Raw genomic sequence first — 16,106 nt, 5'->3', positions numbered from 1 at the left:
CCCCGTGATCCGCATGCTCGCCCTCGCCGTGGCTGTCCTGATGACCGCCACCGCGTGCGGGGGCGGTCGGGCGCAGGGTGCCGCGGTCTCCACCACCCCGCCGGCGACCGGCGTGTGCCGGATGCTGAGCGACGCCCAGGTCGCCGGGAAGAGCAACGGCAACGCTCCGATCGCCTGCAGCGAGACCCACGATGCCGAGACGTTCGCGGTGGGTGCGCTGCCGAGCCGGTTCGCGAAGTCCGGCTACGACGATCCCGCTCTCGACTCCTGGGCCTACGCCACCTGCGCGAAGGCCTTCCCGACCTACCTCGGCACCGACGAGAGCACCGCGATGCGCTCGCTGCTGACCTGGGTCTGGTTCCGCCCGACCCAGGACGCGTGGGCAGCCGGCGCCCGCTGGTACCGCTGCGACGTGCTCGGCGGATCCGCCAGCCAGCACTCCTACGTCGACCTGCCGACCAGCACCAAGGGCCTGCTCCAGGGCCGCGGCGACGACCACTGGATGGCCTGCGCGAAGGGCAGGTCGGTCGACACCGGGACCAAGGTGCCGTGCTCGATGTCGCACGACTGGCGCGCTGCCACCACGATCAAGCTCGGCGAAGCCGACGCCAAGTACCCCGGCGACACCGCCGCGAAGGCCAAGACCAAGTCCTACTGCGCGGAGTCGATCGACGCCTGGCTCGGCTACCCCGCCAGCTACGACTTCGGCTACACCTGGTTCGGCGAGCAGGAGTGGCAGGCCGGCAACCGGCGCTCGGTGTGCTGGGCGAGGACGACGACGTGACCCGCGACCGCAGGGCCGAGGTGCCCGGCGTCGTCGTTGGCGTCCACCGCCGCCTCCACCGCCTCCACCGGATGCTGGTGCTCGTCGTGATCGCCGGCCTGGCGACGGCTCTGGCGGCCTGCGGCGGCAACGACGCACCGAAGGCGCCCGTCTCCTCGGCACCGCCGCCGGTCGCCTCGGCCGCCCCTCGGCCCGCCGCCTCCGGCTGCGACAACCTCACCTACCAGCAGGCCGTCGCACCGACGCTGCCCGACGGCGACACCTCGGTGCCGTGCAGCGGCCCCCACACCGCCCAGACGTACGCCGTCGGCATGCTCGCAACAGCAGTCGACGGTCACCTCGCGGCGGTGGACTCCACACGGGTGCAGGCGCAGGTCGCCAAGAAGTGCCCGGCGGCGCTTCCGGCGTACCTGGGCGGGGATCAGGAGAAGCTGCGGTTGAGCATGCTGCGCGGGGTGTGGTTCACCCCGACCGTCGCGCAGGCGGCGACCGGCGCGGACTGGTACCGCTGTGACGTCATCGCACTCGACGGCGACCAGCAGCTGGCGACGATGACGGGCTCGCTGAACGGCGTGCTCGGCTCTGACCACGCGGGCGACTGGGCGATGTGCGGCACCGCGCAGCCCGGCACCAGCGGCTTCACCCGCGTGCCATGCCGGGCCAAGCACTCCTGGAAGGCGCTGAAGACCGTCGACCTGCCCGCCGGCAAGTATCCCGGCGAGGCAGCGGTCAAGGAGGCCGGCCAGAAGCCGTGCCAGGCGGCCGGCCAGAACGTTGCCTCGGACGCGCTCAACTACCGCTGGGGCTACGAGTGGCCGACGGCCGAGCAGTGGGCTACCGGCCAGACCTACGGCATCTGCTGGGCGCCTGAGGGCTAGGCGGAGCGTCCGCTGCGTTGCACGCCTACACCTCAGGCAAGCAACGGTTGAGAGGTCACTTTCCGCGGGTCGAGTGTCCACGTCCGTGGACACTCGACCCGCGGAAAGTGACTCCTCGGGCTAGAAGCCGAGCTTGCGCAGCTGTCGCGGGTCCCGCTGCCAGTCCTTGGCGATCTTCACGTGCAGGTCGAGGTAGACCGGGACGCCGAGCAGCTCGGAGATCTGCAGGCGCGCCCGCTTGCCGACGTCCTTGAGCCGACTGCCCTTGTGCCCGATCACGATGCCCTTCTGGGAGTCGCGCTCGACGTAGAGGTTGGCGTGGACGTCCAGCAGAGGCTTGTCCTCGGGCCGACCCTCGCGCATCCCCATCTCCTCGACCACCACGGCGATCGAGTGCGGCAGCTCGTCACGTACGCCGTCGAGCGCCGCCTCGCGGATCAGCTCTGCGACCAGGATCTCGTCCGGGCTGTCCGTGAGCTCGCCCTCGGGGTAGAGCGGCGGGCCCTCCGGCAGCCGAGCCAGCAGCAGGTCGGCCAGCAGGGCGACCTGGTCTCCGCTGACGCTGGAGACCGGCACGATCTCGGCCCACTCGATCCCGAGCTCGTGGCCCACCGCGGCGATGTCGAGCAGGTGCTCGGCGATCCGGTCAGGGCTGGCCAGGTCGGTCTTGGTCACGACGGCGACCCTGGTGATGCCCTTCTTCAGCTTGGCCAGGTTGGCGGCGATGTGCTTGTCACCGGGACCGACCTTCTCGTTGGCCGGGAAGCACATCGCGACGACGTCGACCTCGGTCCAGGTGGCCTCGACCAGGTCGTTGAGCCGCTCGCCGAGGAGGGTCCGCGGCCGGTGCAGACCGGGGGTGTCGACCAGGATGAGCTGACCGTCCTCGCGGTGCACGATGCCGCGCACCACCGTCCGGGTGGTCTGCGGCTTGTCGGAGGTGATCGCCACCTTGCGCCCCACCAACGCGTTGGTCAGCGTCGACTTGCCGGCGTTGGGACGGCCCACGAAGGATGCGAACCCACTGCGATACGTGCTCACTACTACTGCTCCCCAGCCTGGTCGCTTGCTGCCTGGTCGAAGTCCGCCCAGATCTCCGCGTCGGACTTGCCCGCCGCCTTGCCGGCCCGGTAGATCGGGCCCGGGTCCACCGCGCGTGGCTGCCGGACGGCACCGCCGCGCCAATATCCCATCACGTCGTACGCCGTCGAGGGCAGCCGCACCTCGCGCATCAGGTGCTTGCGGATGGCGCGCATCTGCGAGGACTCGCCGGCCATCCAGAAATAGCCGTCGCCCTCGGGCCAGTCGATGCCCTCGACCACCTGGGCCAGCGATGAGGCGCCGTCGCCTGGCGGGGTCGACCAACGCACGTCGGTCCCCTCGGGCAGGTAGCCCTCCACCGGGTCGGGAGCCTCCACCCACAGCCGCGTGGGCAGGGCGCTGGTCTCGGCGATCCGCGCCATCGCGGGCAGCGCCGTCAGGTCGCCGACCAGCAGCAGCCAGCCGGCATCCTGCGGCAGCGCGAAGGAGCCCTTGGGCTCGCTGACCGTCACGGTCTGGCCAACGATGCTGTCGCCGGCCAGTCGCGCCCACTCGGTGACCAGGCCGACCTCGTGCACGACGATGTCGAGCGTCAGCTCCCCCGCGCCACCGGCTGCCGGGTCCCAGGAGCGCACCGTGTAGTAGCGGCTCTGGAACTGTCCGGGCACCACCAGCCCGACCCACTCGTCGGGGATCCCGGTCGAGGCGAAGCCTGCCGGCCCGTCCCCACCGAGGACGACCCGCACGAAGTGATCGCTCAGCTGCTCACGGCGCAGAACCTGCGCATCGTACGTTCGGGCCCGCGTGCTCATCGGGTCAAGCCTAGGGCCTGGCGGCGCTGCGGCTTCATCCGTCAGCACCGCTGGGGCTGCGAGGCCTCATCGAACCCGACGAGTTGTGAGTGTCAGCGCGGCGCCGGGGCCTCGCTGACGCTCACACCATCGGCTCAGACACCGAAGTCGTGGCGCATCGGGTAGGTCGTGCGGCCATCCACCGTCTTGGTCAGGAGGGTGTGGTGCAGCTGGATCTCGTTGTGCTCGAAGCCGACCCGCGAGCCAGCCATGTAGAGGCCCCACACCTTGGCGGTTCCGAGGTCGGTCTCGGCGACGCAGGCGTCCCAGTTATCCACGAGGTTCTTGTTCCAGCCCGCGAGCGTCCGCGCGTAGTGGCGACGGAAGTTCTCGTGGTGCTGCAGCTCGAACCCCGCGTCCTCGGCGGCCGCGACGATCGTGCCGGAGCCGGCGAGCTCGCCGTCGGGGAAGACATAGCGGTCGATGAACGCGCCGGCACCGCCGTTGTTGGTGTTGTCGTTGCGCGTGATCGTGTGGTTGAGCAGGCGGCCGTCATCCTTGAGCAGTCCATGCAGGAAGCCGAAGTAGGACGGGTAGTTCTTCACGCCGATGTGCTCGGTCATCCCGATCGAGCTGATCGCGTCGAAGTCCCGCTCGACCACGTCGCGGTAGTCGGAGAAACGCACCTCGGCGAGGTCGTCGAGCCCGTCGCGCTTGATCGCTTCGCCGGCCCAGTCAGCCTGCTCGCGCGAGAGCGTGACGCCGAGCGCCTTGACGCCGTAGTGCTTCGCGGCGTGCCGGACCATCGAACCCCAGCCGCAGCCCACGTCGAGCAGCCGGTCGCCCGCCTTGAGGCCGAGCTTGCGGCAGATCAGGTCGAACTTCTCGGCCTGTGCGTCCTCGAGGGTGGCGTCGTCGGAGGGGTAGACGGCGCAGGTGTAGGCCATCGAGGGCCCCAGGACGTACTCGTAGAAGGTGTTCGAGACGTCGTAGTGGTGGTGGATCGCGTCGGCGTCCCGCTCGGGCGTGTGACGCTTGAGCGCCCTGAGACCGGCGGAACGGACACCCTCCACGGCGTTGCGCCAGGCCGGCAGGTGCTCGTGGGGAGGCGGCTTCGGCGGCACGAAGTTGGCGATGCCGAGGGTGTTCACGATCGTCGCGAGCTCGGCGACGCTCGGACGCGCGAAGTCGGTGCCGCCGACGATGAGCTTCAGGAGCGGGTAGGGGTCGCCCTGATGCGTACCCTCGATCTCGAGGTCACCGCTGACGTAGGCGCGAGCCAGACCGAGGTCGCCCGAGGCCGTCAGGATGTAGGAGAGTCCCCGCTTGTTGAGGATGCGCATGCCGTAGCTCGACGTCGTGTCCCCTGCGACCGAGCCGTCGTACGCCGAGAGCTTGATCGGAAGGCCGCCATCGAAGAAGCCATTGATGATCTCCGCGATTCCGCGCTTGCTCATCGCCGCCTCACCACCTTGTCGTAGAGATTCGTCATTCGATTGCCCGGGTCGAAGATCGCCTTCACCCGGGCGAGGTTCACGCCGTCGTAGAGCTCGTTGAACGTCGCTTCGTCGTAGAAGGCCTCGGAGTAGAGGCTCTTGTGGCCGTCGAGGTCGTGCACCTTGGCCTCGATGGCACGGTTCTTGGGGGCATCGACCGCCTCGGGGCCGACGTGCACCGTGCCCCAGAAGCCGGCGTTGACGTAGACCTTGCCCGGACGCAGCGGGTAGGACGGCCACGCCCGACCGGCGACCAGCGGGCACAGCCACACCGGCCGCATCCCGATCTCGGCGTCGAACCACTCCAGGAACGCACCGATGTTCTCCACCGGCACCTCAATGTCCTGGACAACCCGCTCACGCAGCGGGCGGCCGGCACGCCGGTCCAGCCGGTCGGCGATGTCGAAGCGGCGGTCGAGGCCGAGCAGCTTCATGTAGACATCGCTGCGACGGAAGCGCTCGGGCCAGAACCGGCGGATCCGCGGGTTCTGCGCACCGAAGGCACCCGAGCACCAGAACCAGTCGGTGTCCCAGCGCCACAGGTAGTCGTACGTCGTCAGCATGTCGGTGGTGCGCTGCTGGATCGACTTGAAGAAGACGGCCTGTCCCGAGTGGTAGTCACTGGTCGGACCGGCCTGGTCGGTGAACCTGGCCAGCGTCAGGTAATACTCCCCCGGCGCGAAGGCGACGCCGTCCAGGCCGTGCACCTGCTGGCCGTCGTACTCCTGGGACTCGGCGATCGCGCTGATCGTCTTGGCCATCACCTCGGCGTCGTCGAAGCGGACGTGGCGCAGCGCGACATAGCCCGGCACCTTCTCCAGCTTGATCTTGAGCCGGGTGGCGTAGCCGAGCGAGCCGTATGAGTTGGGGAAGGTGTCGAACAGATCCTCGCCGGGCTTGGTCGTGACGACCTCGCCGGCACCGGTGAAGACGTCCATCTCGAGCACCGACTCGTGCGGCAGGCCGTTGCGGAAGCTGGTCGACTCGATGCCCAGGCCGGTGACGGCGCCGCCGAGGGTGATCGTGCGCAGCTGCGGCACCACGTAGGGAATGAGGCCGTGCGGCAGGGTCGCGTCGACGAGGTCCTCGTAGGTGCACATGCCCTGCACGTCGGCGGTCCGCGCCTCGGGGTCGACCGCGATGACGCCGGTCAGACCGCTCACGTCGAGCCCCGGGGCATCGCTCGCCGAGCGTGCCCGGAACAGGTTCGTGGTGCGCTTCGCCAGCCGCACCGGCGCGCCCAGGGGGATGGCGGCGTAGGAGGCCTTGAGTCGCTCGACGGCCGCCTCGTGCTGGCCCCAGGGAGTGCTCACGGACGTAAACTTACTCCTGCGTTCGCCTCTGGCCGACGGGGGTCGGATCTAGGACATGTCCCAGATAAACTTCCGCGAACCCCACCCATCGCACCGATCCTTCGAAGGACCCCTATGTCCACTGCCGCCGAGCGCGACGCCATCGCCAACCTCGCCGAGAAGGCAGCCCCCTACTTCGAGGCCAACCAGATCAAGTGGCGTAGCAAGCCCGTCACCCAGGCCCGCCTCGCCCTCGGGCTCGCCCAGCTCCTCCAGCACATGCGCGAGAAGAAGGTCGACATGGCCACCATGACCGGGCTGACTGCCTACCGCGACGAGGATGGGATCCACCTCACCATCGAGCTGGGTACGCTGCCGCTCGACTGAGGCGGACCCGGCTACGGCCTCGACCCCTGGGGTTCGAAACCGTCAACCACCCACCTCCGGTCCCACGATCGCTCGCAGCGCGGCGACATGCCCCTCGAACGCCTTGCGCCCGACATCGGTCAGCCTCGCCCTGAGCCGGTGCCGCTTGCCGTCGAGGCGACGTTCGGTGGCGACGTAACCCGCCTCCTCCAGGGTGGCGAGCTGCTTGGACAGTGCCGAGTCGGAGAGGCCGAGCCGTTCGCGCAAGAACGCGAACTCCGCCCAGTCGGTCGCCGCGAGGGTGGCGACCAGGGTCAACCGGGTGCTCGGATGGATGAGCTCGTCGAAGCGACCGGTCATGCGTGCGCCCAGCGCCGCAGGACGCGGAGGATCTCCGGGCCCCCGAAGCCCACGATGACGCCGACCAGCACGCCGGCCCAGATCGCCGGGTGGCCGGTGCCGTCGGCGTCCAGCGCCAGCGCGGCCGCCACGGTGAGAGCAACGAGCATCAGCAACATGCCGATCACCACCACCTGGGTACGACCACCCGCCACGGCGGCACTGACCTGCACGCCGCTGGTGGGGCGCCGACCGTCGAGGTAGCGCGTGGCGAAGACGGAGTGGCCTGCACCGACCAGGAACGTCACCACCACACCGATCCCCCGCGGGCCCACCTCGTTCAGCACGCCGAGAACCACCCAGGCCGCCGCCATCGCCCACCAGTAGACCCGCGGCAGGCCCACCTCGCCCGCGATCTGCCGTTGCGCCCGCGCTACTGCGGCAAGGGCCTCCTGCGCCTCGGCCGGCGTCAGCTGCTCACCCATCGCACACCTCACTTTCCTATCGGGAAAGAGAATTCTCTTTCCCGGCAGGAAAGTCAAGGATGTCAGGAGACGGAGGCACGCCCGATCGTCCCGCGCACATCCCCGACCAGCACCGGCACGCCCTCGCCCGCGAAGTCGCGGACCGCTGCCAGGTCCGAGTCACCGGCCGCGCCGGCATCGGTCAGCAGCACCACCGCCTCGAGTCCTCGGGAGCCGGACGCGACAGCCATCGCCACACAGACACCGACGGCGGAGACCTGCAGCGACGGCAGCGCCACGGTGGCCGCGGCGTACGTGCGACCGTCGGTGTCGCGGACCGCGGCACCCTCGGCGGCGCCGGTCCGGGCACGGGTGGCGCGCGCCAGCGTCACCAGCTTGCGGTCCTCGGTGCTGAGCTCCGTCGGCTCAGACGTCGACTCGGTCATGGGGATCCTCCTCCACGGGGGTGATCCGCACGGTGCCGAGCTTGTTGCGGCGACCGGCGGTCTGTTCGGCGGTGAACCGCAGGCCATGGGCCTCGACCTGCGATCCGGGGATGGGCACCACGCCCAGGTGCTTGGCGAGCAGGCCGCCGACGGAGTCGACGTCCTCCTCCTCGACGTCGAAGCCGAAGAGCTCTTCCAGGTCGTCGACCAGGAACCGTGCCGGCACGCTCCACGAGCCGTCGTCGAGACGGACGGGCTCGTGCACGTCGACGTCGTACTCGTCGGTGATCTCGCCGACGATCTCCTCCAGGATGTCCTCGATCGTGATGACACCGGCGGTGCCGCCGTACTCGTCGACGACGACCGCCACGTGCTGGCGGCGCTGCTGCATCTCGGCGAGGAGGTCGTCGACCGGCTTGGACTCCGGCACCCACATCACCGGCCGCATCAGCTCGTCGACGCGCTCGGTGAACTCCGCCTCAGGGGCGTCGAAGTCGCGCTTGACGATGTCCTTGAGGTAGGCCATCCCGACGATGTGGTCCAGGCTCTCGTCGATGACCGGCATCCGGGAGAAGCCGCTGCGCAGGAAGAGCGAGAGGGTCTGGCGGATGTTCTTGTGACGCTCGACGAAGAGAACGTCTCCGCGCGGCACCATCACCTCGCGCGCCACCGTGTCGCCCAGCTCCAGCACCGAGTGGATCATGCTGCGCTCGTCGCCCTCGATGACGTTCGACGCCTCGGCGAGGTCGACCAGCTCGCGCAGCTCGGTCTCGGTGGAGAACGGCCCCTCGCGGAACCCCCGACCCGGCGTCAGCGCGTTGCCGACCAGGATCAGCAGCTGCGGGATCGGGCCGAGCACGGTGGTCACCGCGAAGACCGGCGCGGCGGCGAGCAGCGCGACCCGTTCGTTGTGCTGGCGCCCGATGGTGCGCGGGGCGACCCCGATCGCGACGAAGGAGATCACCAGCATCACCGCGATCGCCGTCGCGTACGTCGCCGGCCCGGCGTCGCCGTACCAGTCCCGCACCAGCAGTGCCACGATCACGATCGCGGAGATCTCGCACAGCAGCCGCAGCAGCAGCACCGTGTTGAGGTAGCGGGGCGGGTCGGCGACCAGCGCCAGCAGCCGCCTGGCGCCCGCACGCCGCTCGTCGACCAGCTCCTCGGCGCGCGCATGCGAGAACGACGCCAACGCGGCGTCGGCCGCCGAGAACAGACCTGCCAGCACGACCAGCACGATGGCCGCGACGACCAGCCAGACCTCGCCCATGGAGTCGGTAGCGGCGTCAGTGACCGGGGTTGCCGACGGCGAAGTCCGCCGACGGCGCGTGGGCCTGCGAGCCGAACTCGCGCAGCAGCTGAGCCTGGAGGGTGAACATCTCGCGATGCTCGTCCGGCTCGGCGTGGTCGTAGCCCAGCAGGTGCAAGATGCCGTGCGTGGTGAGTAGCTCGAGTTCGGCACCCAGACCGTGACCGGATGCTTCGCCCTGTCGCTCGGCGATGCTCGGAGCGATCATCAGGTCGCCCAGCACGCCCTCCTCGGGCTCCTCGTCGACCAGGCCGGGCCGCAGCTCGTCCATCGGGAAGGCGAGCACGTCCGTCGGCCCTTCCTTCTCCATCCACTGCTCGTTGAGCTCTGCGATGGTGGCCTCGTCGACCGCCTTGATGCACAGCTCCGCCTGCGGATGCACGCGCATGCTGTCCATCACGAAGCGGGCCAGCTTCTGCAGGTGGTCCAGGTCCAGGTCGTAGCCGGACTCGTTGAGGACCTCGATGGTCACTTCTCACCCTTCTTGGCAGCCGCGGCCGCGGGCCGCTCGTTGCGAGCATCGTAGTCGTCGTAGGCGGCCACGATCTTGCCGACGAGGCGGTGACGCACGACATCGTGACTGGTCAGCCGGTTGAAGCTGAGGTCTTCGACCTCGGAGAGGATCTCCTCGACCACCCGCAGGCCCGAGCGCTGCCCCGTGGGCAGGTCGACCTGGGAGACGTCGCCGGTGACCACGATCCGCGAGCCGAAGCCCAGCCGGGTCAGGAACATCTTCATCTGCTCGGGCGTGGTGTTCTGCGCCTCGTCGAGAATGATGAACGCGTCGTTGAGCGTGCGGCCGCGCATGTAGGCCAGCGGCGCGATCTCGATCGTCCCGGCCGCCATCAGCTTCGGGATCAGGTCGGGATCGAGCATGTCGTGCAGCGCGTCGTAGAGCGGCCGCATGTAGGGGTCGATCTTCTCGGTGAGCGTGCCGGGCAGGAAGCCGAGCTTCTCCCCCGACTCCACGGCCGGCCGGGTCAGGATGATCCGGTTGACCTGCTTGGCCTGCAGCGACTGCACCGCCTTGGCCATCGCCAGGTAGGTCTTGCCGGTGCCGGCGGGGCCGATGCCGAAGGTGACGGTGTGCTTGTCGATGGCGTCGACGTAGCGCTTCTGGTTCAGCGTCTTGGGACGGATCGACCGACCCCTGTTGCTGAGGATGTTCAGCGAGAGTACGTCGGCAGGCTTCTCGGTCGTCTCGGCCCGCAGCATCGCGATGACGCGCTCGACGGTCTCGCCGCTGACGCCTTGGCCGGTGCGGATGATCTGCACGACCTCCTCCAGGACGCGCTCGATCAGCGCGATCTCGTGGGGCTCGCCGTGCAGGGTGATGCGGTTGCCGCGGACGTGGACATCGGCGTCGAAGTGGCTCTCGATGATCCCCAGATGCTCGTCGGCCGGGCCGAGCACGCTGACCATGTCGACACTGTTGGGCACCACGACGGTGTGCTTGGTGGTGGGGCGGCGCTCGTCCGCCTGGATGTGTTGCTGATCAGTCATGGATGCCCTACGCGGGCCCTCTCCTTCGGTTCGCGCACGATCGGGTCGCGCGCGATCGGCGCTGTTCATGCTACGCAGTTCAACCACGCGACACACCTGCAATGTTCCCAGCCGCGTTCCGCGCTCCCACATCAGGGAACATCGCTACCCTCATATCCATGACAGTGCTGCCGTTCCGTCGCCGTACCGCCGCCGCGCTCGCTGTGGGCGCCCTCCTGCTCACCGGAGTGGCCGCCTGCGGCTCGGGCTCCGACGCGACGGCGGACGACCCCGACACCTCGGCCGTCTCGGGTGCCGCGACCGACACCGCCACCGGCCCGGCCAGCGACTCGGCCGCTCCGAGCGCCGCAGCCACCGCCTCGGCCGCCAGCGACGGCGCCGCACCCGCCTCGGTCAGCATCGAATCCCCCGCCAACGGCACCAAGGTCGGCGAGACGCTGAGCGTGCGGGGCACCGCGAACTCGCCCGAGGCGAACGTGCCCTGGGAGGTCGACTCCCCCATCGACGGCGTGGTCGTCTCCGGCAGTGCGACCGCCGACGGCTGGCTGGACAAGGCCTACCCGTGGAAGGCCGAGATCAACGTCTCGGCGCTGCAGCCGGGCACCTACACCTTCACCGCGCGGGTGGACGACGACTCGAACAAGGAAGGGTCGAAGCCGCCGGAGGCGACGATCACGTTCACCAAGAACTGAGCCTCGACGGGCGGGTCAGCGCCAGCGCGGAGTCCGCGCCAACAGGGCGCTGACGGCGGCCAGACCGGCCGTGGACGTGCGCAGCACCTCGGCGCCGAGGCGCACCGTGACGGCACCCGCCGTCTCGAACGCCTCGATCTCGGCCGGGTCGAGGCCGCCCTCGGGGCCGACCACGAGCAGCAGACCGCCCGTTTCGTGGACGTCGATGTCGCCGAGGCGTGCACCGCCATCCTCGTGCAGCACCACCGCCGTGGCGGCGGCGCCGATCAGGTCGACGACCTCCGCGGTGGTGGCCAGCGGACCGACCTCGGGGAACCATGAGCGCCGGGCCTGCTTGGCCGCCTCGCGCGCGGTGGCGCGCCACTTCGCCAGCGACTTCTCTGCCCGCTCGCCCTTCCACACCGCGACCGAGCGTGAGGCCGCCCAGGGCACGATCCGGGCGGCGCCGACCTCGGTGAGCACCTCGACGGCCAGCTCGCCGCGCTCGCCCTTCGGCAGCGCCTGCACCACCGTGACGGCGGGGGCGGGCGGCTCGCTGTGGGCGACCTCGTCGACACCGACCACGAAGACACGCTTGCCGGTGGAGGCCACCGCGCCGGTCACCGCGACCCCGCGGCCGTCGGTGAGGACCACCCGCTCGCCGACCCGCAGGCGGCGTACGGCGACGGCGTGGTGGGCCTCGTCGCCGTCCACGGTCACCTCATCGCCCACGGCGATGCCGGACAGCTCGGGAACGAGGTGGACCGGAAGGCTCATCGAGGGACCCGCTCAGCGGCCGTTGAAGGCGTCGCGGAAACGGCCGAAGACGCCCTTCCCCGACGCACGCAGGTGACCTTCCGGCTGCTCCTCGTCACGGGCCACGGCGAGCTGTCGGAGCAGCTCCTCCTGGGCGCTGTCGAGCCGCGTCGGAGTCTCCACGTGGATGGTGACCACGAGGCTGCCGCGGCCGCCGCGGAGGCCCGGGACACCGCGCTCGCGCAGCACCTGCTCGGTCCCGGACTGGGTGCCGGGCTTGATCTCCAGCTCGAAGGTCGAGTCCTCCGGGTCGGCATCGGGCAGGTCTGCCTCGAGCGTGGGCAACGACATGGTCGTGCCGAGCGCCGCGGCCGTCATCGGGATGGTCACGGTGCAGTGCAGGTCGTTGCCGTGCCGGGTGAAGGTCTCGTGCCGCGCGACGTTGATCTCGACGTAGAGATCGCCGGCGGGGCCGCCGCCGGGGCCGACCTCGCCCTGCTCGGCGAGCTGGACGCGGGTGCCGGTGTCCACGCCCGCGGGGATCTTGACGGTGAGGGTCCGCCGCGAGCGCACCCTGCCGTCGCCACCGCAGTCGCGGCACGGGTCGGCGATGATCGTGCCGAAGCCGCGGCAGGCCGCGCACGGGCGCAGGGTGCGGATCTCGCCGAGGAACGAGCGCTGCACGTGCGCCACCTCGCCCGCACCGCGGCAGGTCTCGCAGATCTTCGGCTGGGTGCCGGCCGCCGCGCCGGCACCGTGGCAGGTGTCGCAGACGACCGCCGTGTCGACCTTCAGCTCATGGGTGACGCCGAACGCAGCCTCGGCAAGCTCGATGTCGAGGCGGATCAGCGCATCCTGCCCGCGGCGTACGCGTGGGCGGGGGCCACGACCATTGGCCGCACCGCCCTGCCCGGCGCCGCCGAAGAAGGCGTCCATGATGTCGGTGAAGGAGAAGCCCTGTCCCGCACCGAAACCGCCGGCGAACGGGTCACCGCCGCGGTCGAAGGCGGCCCGCTTCTGCGGGTCGGAGAGGATCTCGTAGGCGTGCGAGACCTCCTTGAACTTCTCCTGTGCCACCGGGTCGGGGTTGACGTCCGGGTGGTACTGCCGCGCAAGCTTGCGGTAGGCCTTCTTGATGGCGGCGTCGTCCGCGTCGCGGTCGACGCCGAGGAGCTCGTAGGGATCCACGTGTTCTCTTCCCGATTTTCCAGATGCTGACGAGGCTCAGGCCTCGTCGAGGATGCGACTGAGGTAGCGGGCGACGGCACGCACGGCCGCCATCGTCCCGGGGTAGTCCATGCGCGTGGGGCCGACGATGCCCAGCGAGGCGAGCGCATCGTCGCTGGGGCCGTAGCCGGTGGTGACCACGCTGGTGCGCGAAAGCTCTTCGTACGGCCCTTCGGCGCCGATCCGGACGGTGACCAGCCCGCCGGCGGTGGCCTCGCCCATCAGCTTGAGCAGCACGACGTGCTCCTCGAGCGCCTCCAGCAGCGGCCGGACGGCGGTGTCGAAGCTGTCGCCGAAGCGCGCCAGGTTGCGGGTGCCGCCGACCGCGACACGCTGGTCGGAGCGATGGTCGCTCATCGCCTCGAGGAGGGTGTTGACCACCGCAGCGGTGGTGCTTGCGTCGGGCAGGTCGCTGGCCCGCTCGGCGGCCTCACGCAGCCTGATCGCGGCGTCCGCGATGACCTCACCGCCCGCCGCAGCGTTGACCGAACCTCGCAGCCGGACCAGCATCTCGTCGTCGATCGCGACCGACAGCTCGACCACACGTTGCTCGACCCGCCCGGTCGAGAGGATCAGGACGACGAGGAGCCGGGTCGGGGCAAGGGCGACCAGCTCGACGTGCCGCACGGTGCTGCGGCTGAGGGTGGGGTACTGGACCACCGCAACGTGTCGGGTCAGCTGGCTGAGCAGCCGCACCGAGCGCTGCACCACGTCGTCGAGATCGACCGCGCCCTCCATGAAGCTGGAGATCGCGCGCTTCTCGGCGGTGCTCATCGGCTTCACCGTCGTCAGCCTGTCGACGAAGAGCCGATAGCCCTTGTCAGTGGGCACCCGGCCGGCGCTGGTGTGGGGCTGGGCGATGTAGCCCTCCTCCTCCAGCGCGGCCATGTCGTTGCGCACCGTGGCGGGGCTGACGCCCAGCCCGTGCCGCTCGACCAGCGCCTTGGAGCCGACCGGCTCCTCGGTGGCGACGTAGTCCTCGACGATCGCCCGGAGCACGGCGAGGCGTCGTTCGTTCTGCATCGCCTGCCCCTTCCTCGCGTTGGCACTCCGCTTTCGTGAGTGCCAATGCTAGCGCGTCGCCGAAGCAGACCCGGGCAGCGACGACGCCCTTGTGCAGGTGTTAGGCCTGTGGTTAGGTAAGCCTTACCTCATTGAAGGAGTAGCCATGGCAGCCACCCGATCGGTCAGCGTCGCCGAGACCGCTCGCAGCATCCTGTCCTGCCCGGCGGGCATCGACCTGGTCGTCGAGCAGGTCGAGGACCCGACCGTCGACGACCCACGCCTCGGGATGAGCGAGGCGGAGGGCGTGCCCACGTTCTCGTGCCGGGACGGCGGCACCCTCTCCCGGGCTGCGGCCCAGGGGCGCGGCTGCGTGCTCACGCTGGCGAGCGGGCTCGGCCCCGCCGGGTCACGGGAGCGTTCGGCCAGCGTCGCCCTGGCCGGACGGCTGCGGCGTACGGGCGCCGAGCGGTGCAACTGCTGCGGCGAGGTGCGCGACGTGGTCGTGGTGGACGTCGAGGCGATCCGGCTCACCTTCGAGAGCCAGCGGATCACGGTGCCGATCTCGGCCTTCGCCGCCGACGACCTGGCGCTCAACCGCGGCTTCCTGCAGCGCTGGTGCGAGCACGCGACCAGTTCACACCAGGAGCAGCTGCGTCAGGCCGTGGCCACCCGACTCGACCGGCGCGGGGCCGACATCGTCGCGGCCTCACTCGCCTCGTTGAGCCCGGCCGGCGTCGAGGTCGACTGGATCGAGGCCGACGGTGGTCACCGGATGGCGCTCACCTTCGCCCGCCCGGCCCGCTCGGCGGCCGAGCTGGGTGTGCTGCTGAGGGAGCAGCTCCACCCGCAGCTCTGCTGACGCGCCGCCTCGTGGCCTCAGCCGACGGTCACGAAGTCGATCAGCTCCTCCACCCGGCCCAGCAGCGCCGGCTCGAGGTCGTCGTACGTCCTGACCTTGGAGAGGATGTGCTTCCAGGCCCGCGCGATGTCGGCCTGGTCGCGGTGCGGCCAGCCCAGGTGCTGGCAGATGCCCTTTTTCCACTCGATGCTGCGCGGGATCTGCGGCCATGCCTTGAGGCCGAGGCGGTCGGGCTTGACCGCCTGCCAGATGTCGATGAACGGGTGGCCGAGGATCTTGACGTTCTTGCCGTTCGGTCCGCGCACGATCGCATCGGCGATGCGGGACTCCTTGGAGCCGCGGACCAGGTGGTCGACCAGGACTCCGACGCGCCGCTCCGGCCCTGGCTTGAAGTCCTTGAGGTGGTCGGCGAGGTCGTCGACGCCGCCCAGGTACTCGACCACGACACCCTCGATGCGCAGGTCGTCGCCCCAGACCTTCTCCACCAGCTCTGCGTCGTGCCGGCCCTCGACGAAGATGCGGCTCTGCCGCGCCACCCGTGCCTTCGCGCCCTCGACGGCGATGGAGCCGGACGCGGTGCGCTTGGGCCCGCACGCAGCCGCCGCTCGGGGCACCGGCGCGGTGAGGATGACCGGTTTGCCGTCGAGGAGGAAGCCGGGTCCGAGCTCGAAGACGCGGCGCTTCATCCGGCGGTCCTCGAGGGTGACCGTGTTCAGCTGTCGGTCGACGGCGACGATCTCGCCGACGAAGTCGCTCTGAGCGTCCTCGACCACGGCGCCGAGCTCGGCGGGCGCAGGTACGGCGCGGCCGTTCTTCGGCGCGCGCCAATCGGTGGAGAGGACATCGGCGGCATAGCGGTCGACCATGCCGAGATCATCC

General features: G+C 70.1%; 19 protein-coding genes. 5 read left to right on the top strand and 14 right to left on the bottom strand.

Features of this window, described 5'->3' with window-relative positions; genetic code table 11:
* Nucleotides 1–13: 13 nt before the first annotated feature.
* Both H036_RS0115100 and H036_RS0115095 read left to right on the top strand, forming a co-directional pair.
* Nucleotides 14–784 (top strand): septum formation family protein, encoded by a 771-nt coding sequence (locus H036_RS0115100; RefSeq protein ID WP_232421882.1) that lies wholly within the window; start codon nucleotides 14–16, stop codon nucleotides 782–784.
* Nucleotides 781–1,662 (top strand): septum formation family protein, encoded by an 882-nt coding sequence (locus H036_RS0115095; protein WP_232421878.1) that lies wholly within the window; start codon nucleotides 781–783, stop codon nucleotides 1,660–1,662. Before H036_RS0115100 ends, H036_RS0115095 begins: the two co-directional genes overlap by 4 nt.
* Before the next feature lie 120 nt (nucleotides 1,663–1,782).
* Here H036_RS0115095 and era read toward each other — a convergent pair whose 3' ends face one another.
* The 4 genes from era to H036_RS0115075 all read right to left on the bottom strand — a co-directional run bounded on the left by era (nucleotide 1,783) and on the right by H036_RS0115075 (nucleotide 6,303).
* Complete coding sequence (era, locus tag H036_RS0115090; protein WP_017935636.1) at nucleotides 1,783–2,703, bottom strand: GTPase Era; 921 nt, start codon at nucleotides 2,701–2,703, stop codon at nucleotides 1,783–1,785.
* Nucleotides 2,704–2,705: 2 nt separating this feature from the next.
* Complete coding sequence (locus H036_RS0115085) at nucleotides 2,706–3,515, bottom strand: siderophore-interacting protein (protein ID WP_017935635.1); 810 nt, start codon at nucleotides 3,513–3,515, stop codon at nucleotides 2,706–2,708.
* Between the two features lie 134 nt (nucleotides 3,516–3,649).
* Complete coding sequence (locus H036_RS0115080; protein ID WP_017935634.1) at nucleotides 3,650–4,951, bottom strand: class I SAM-dependent methyltransferase; 1,302 nt, start codon at nucleotides 4,949–4,951, stop codon at nucleotides 3,650–3,652.
* Entirely contained in the window at nucleotides 4,948–6,303 is a 1,356-nt protein-coding gene (locus H036_RS0115075; protein WP_017935633.1) for an FAD-binding oxidoreductase, read from the bottom strand. The genes H036_RS0115080 and H036_RS0115075 overlap by 4 nt, the downstream gene beginning before the upstream one ends.
* Nucleotides 6,304–6,417: 114 nt before the next feature.
* Between H036_RS0115075 and H036_RS0115070 the strand changes: the two genes are divergently transcribed.
* Complete coding sequence (locus tag H036_RS0115070; RefSeq protein WP_017935632.1) at nucleotides 6,418–6,669, top strand: hypothetical protein; 252 nt, start codon at nucleotides 6,418–6,420, stop codon at nucleotides 6,667–6,669.
* Between the two features lie 42 nt (nucleotides 6,670–6,711).
* Here H036_RS0115070 and H036_RS0115065 read toward each other — a convergent pair whose 3' ends face one another.
* The 6 genes from H036_RS0115065 to H036_RS0115040 form a co-directional block, all read right to left on the bottom strand.
* Nucleotides 6,712–7,008: a transcriptional regulator gene (locus tag H036_RS0115065; RefSeq protein WP_017935631.1), complete on the bottom strand. Its 297-nt coding sequence runs from the start codon at nucleotides 7,006–7,008 to the stop codon at nucleotides 6,712–6,714.
* Nucleotides 7,005–7,472, bottom strand: a complete 468-nt coding sequence (locus H036_RS0115060; RefSeq protein WP_017935630.1) for a hypothetical protein — start codon at nucleotides 7,470–7,472, stop codon at nucleotides 7,005–7,007. Before H036_RS0115060 ends, H036_RS0115065 begins: the two co-directional genes overlap by 4 nt.
* Nucleotides 7,473–7,534: 62 nt before the next feature.
* Nucleotides 7,535–7,897 carry a hypothetical protein gene (locus H036_RS0115055; RefSeq protein WP_017935629.1) on the bottom strand — a complete coding sequence of 121 codons (363 nt, stop codon included), beginning with the start codon at nucleotides 7,895–7,897 and terminating at the stop codon, nucleotides 7,535–7,537.
* Nucleotides 7,878–9,167, bottom strand: coding sequence for a hemolysin family protein (locus tag H036_RS0115050; protein WP_017935628.1), 1,290 nt, complete (start codon nucleotides 9,165–9,167; stop codon nucleotides 7,878–7,880). Before H036_RS0115050 ends, H036_RS0115055 begins: the two co-directional genes overlap by 20 nt.
* A gap of 16 nt (nucleotides 9,168–9,183) precedes the next feature.
* The gene (ybeY, locus tag H036_RS0115045; protein ID WP_017935627.1) at nucleotides 9,184–9,678 is read right to left on the bottom strand and encodes an rRNA maturation RNase YbeY; all 495 of its coding nucleotides are present in this window, start codon (nucleotides 9,676–9,678) and stop codon (nucleotides 9,184–9,186) included.
* A complete protein-coding gene (locus H036_RS0115040) occupies nucleotides 9,675–10,709 on the bottom strand; it encodes a PhoH family protein (protein WP_017935626.1) in 1,035 nt (344 codons plus the stop codon). Before H036_RS0115040 ends, ybeY begins: the two co-directional genes overlap by 4 nt.
* 158 nt (nucleotides 10,710–10,867) lie before the next feature.
* Between H036_RS0115040 and H036_RS23035 the strand changes: the two genes are divergently transcribed.
* Nucleotides 10,868–11,401 carry a Gmad2 immunoglobulin-like domain-containing protein gene (locus tag H036_RS23035; protein WP_017935625.1) on the top strand — a complete coding sequence of 178 codons (534 nt, stop codon included), beginning with the start codon at nucleotides 10,868–10,870 and terminating at the stop codon, nucleotides 11,399–11,401.
* A gap of 15 nt (nucleotides 11,402–11,416) precedes the next feature.
* Here H036_RS23035 and H036_RS0115030 read toward each other — a convergent pair whose 3' ends face one another.
* Genes H036_RS0115030 through hrcA form a run of 3 tightly spaced genes read right to left on the bottom strand, consistent with a single transcriptional unit; the run spans nucleotide 11,417 to nucleotide 14,386 of the window.
* Nucleotides 11,417–12,157: a 16S rRNA (uracil(1498)-N(3))-methyltransferase gene (locus H036_RS0115030; RefSeq protein ID WP_017935624.1), complete on the bottom strand. Its 741-nt coding sequence runs from the start codon at nucleotides 12,155–12,157 to the stop codon at nucleotides 11,417–11,419.
* A gap of 12 nt (nucleotides 12,158–12,169) precedes the next feature.
* Nucleotides 12,170–13,324, bottom strand: a complete 1,155-nt coding sequence (gene dnaJ, locus H036_RS0115025; RefSeq protein WP_017935623.1) for a molecular chaperone DnaJ — start codon at nucleotides 13,322–13,324, stop codon at nucleotides 12,170–12,172.
* A 36-nt stretch (nucleotides 13,325–13,360) separates the two neighbouring features.
* Nucleotides 13,361–14,386, bottom strand: a complete 1,026-nt coding sequence (gene hrcA / locus H036_RS0115020; protein ID WP_017935622.1) for a heat-inducible transcriptional repressor HrcA — start codon at nucleotides 14,384–14,386, stop codon at nucleotides 13,361–13,363.
* Between the two features lie 145 nt (nucleotides 14,387–14,531).
* Here hrcA and H036_RS0115015 point away from each other — a divergent pair, with 145 nt between their 5' ends.
* Entirely contained in the window at nucleotides 14,532–15,227 is a 696-nt protein-coding gene (locus H036_RS0115015; protein ID WP_017935621.1) for a hypothetical protein, read from the top strand.
* Nucleotides 15,228–15,244: 17 nt separating this feature from the next.
* Here H036_RS0115015 and H036_RS0115010 read toward each other — a convergent pair whose 3' ends face one another.
* Nucleotides 15,245–16,093, bottom strand: a complete 849-nt coding sequence (locus H036_RS0115010) for a DUF3097 domain-containing protein (protein ID WP_017935620.1) — start codon at nucleotides 16,091–16,093, stop codon at nucleotides 15,245–15,247.
* Between the last annotated feature and the right edge of the window lie 13 nt (nucleotides 16,094–16,106).

Origin of the sequence: Nocardioides sp. Iso805N, assembly GCF_000364605.1 — a bacterium.
In the GTDB taxonomy this organism is placed as follows: Bacteria; Actinomycetota; Actinomycetes; order Propionibacteriales; family Nocardioidaceae; genus Nocardioides.
Note: the sequence above shows the minus strand (reverse complement) of the source record. Positions and strands in the feature narration are given on the sequence as shown.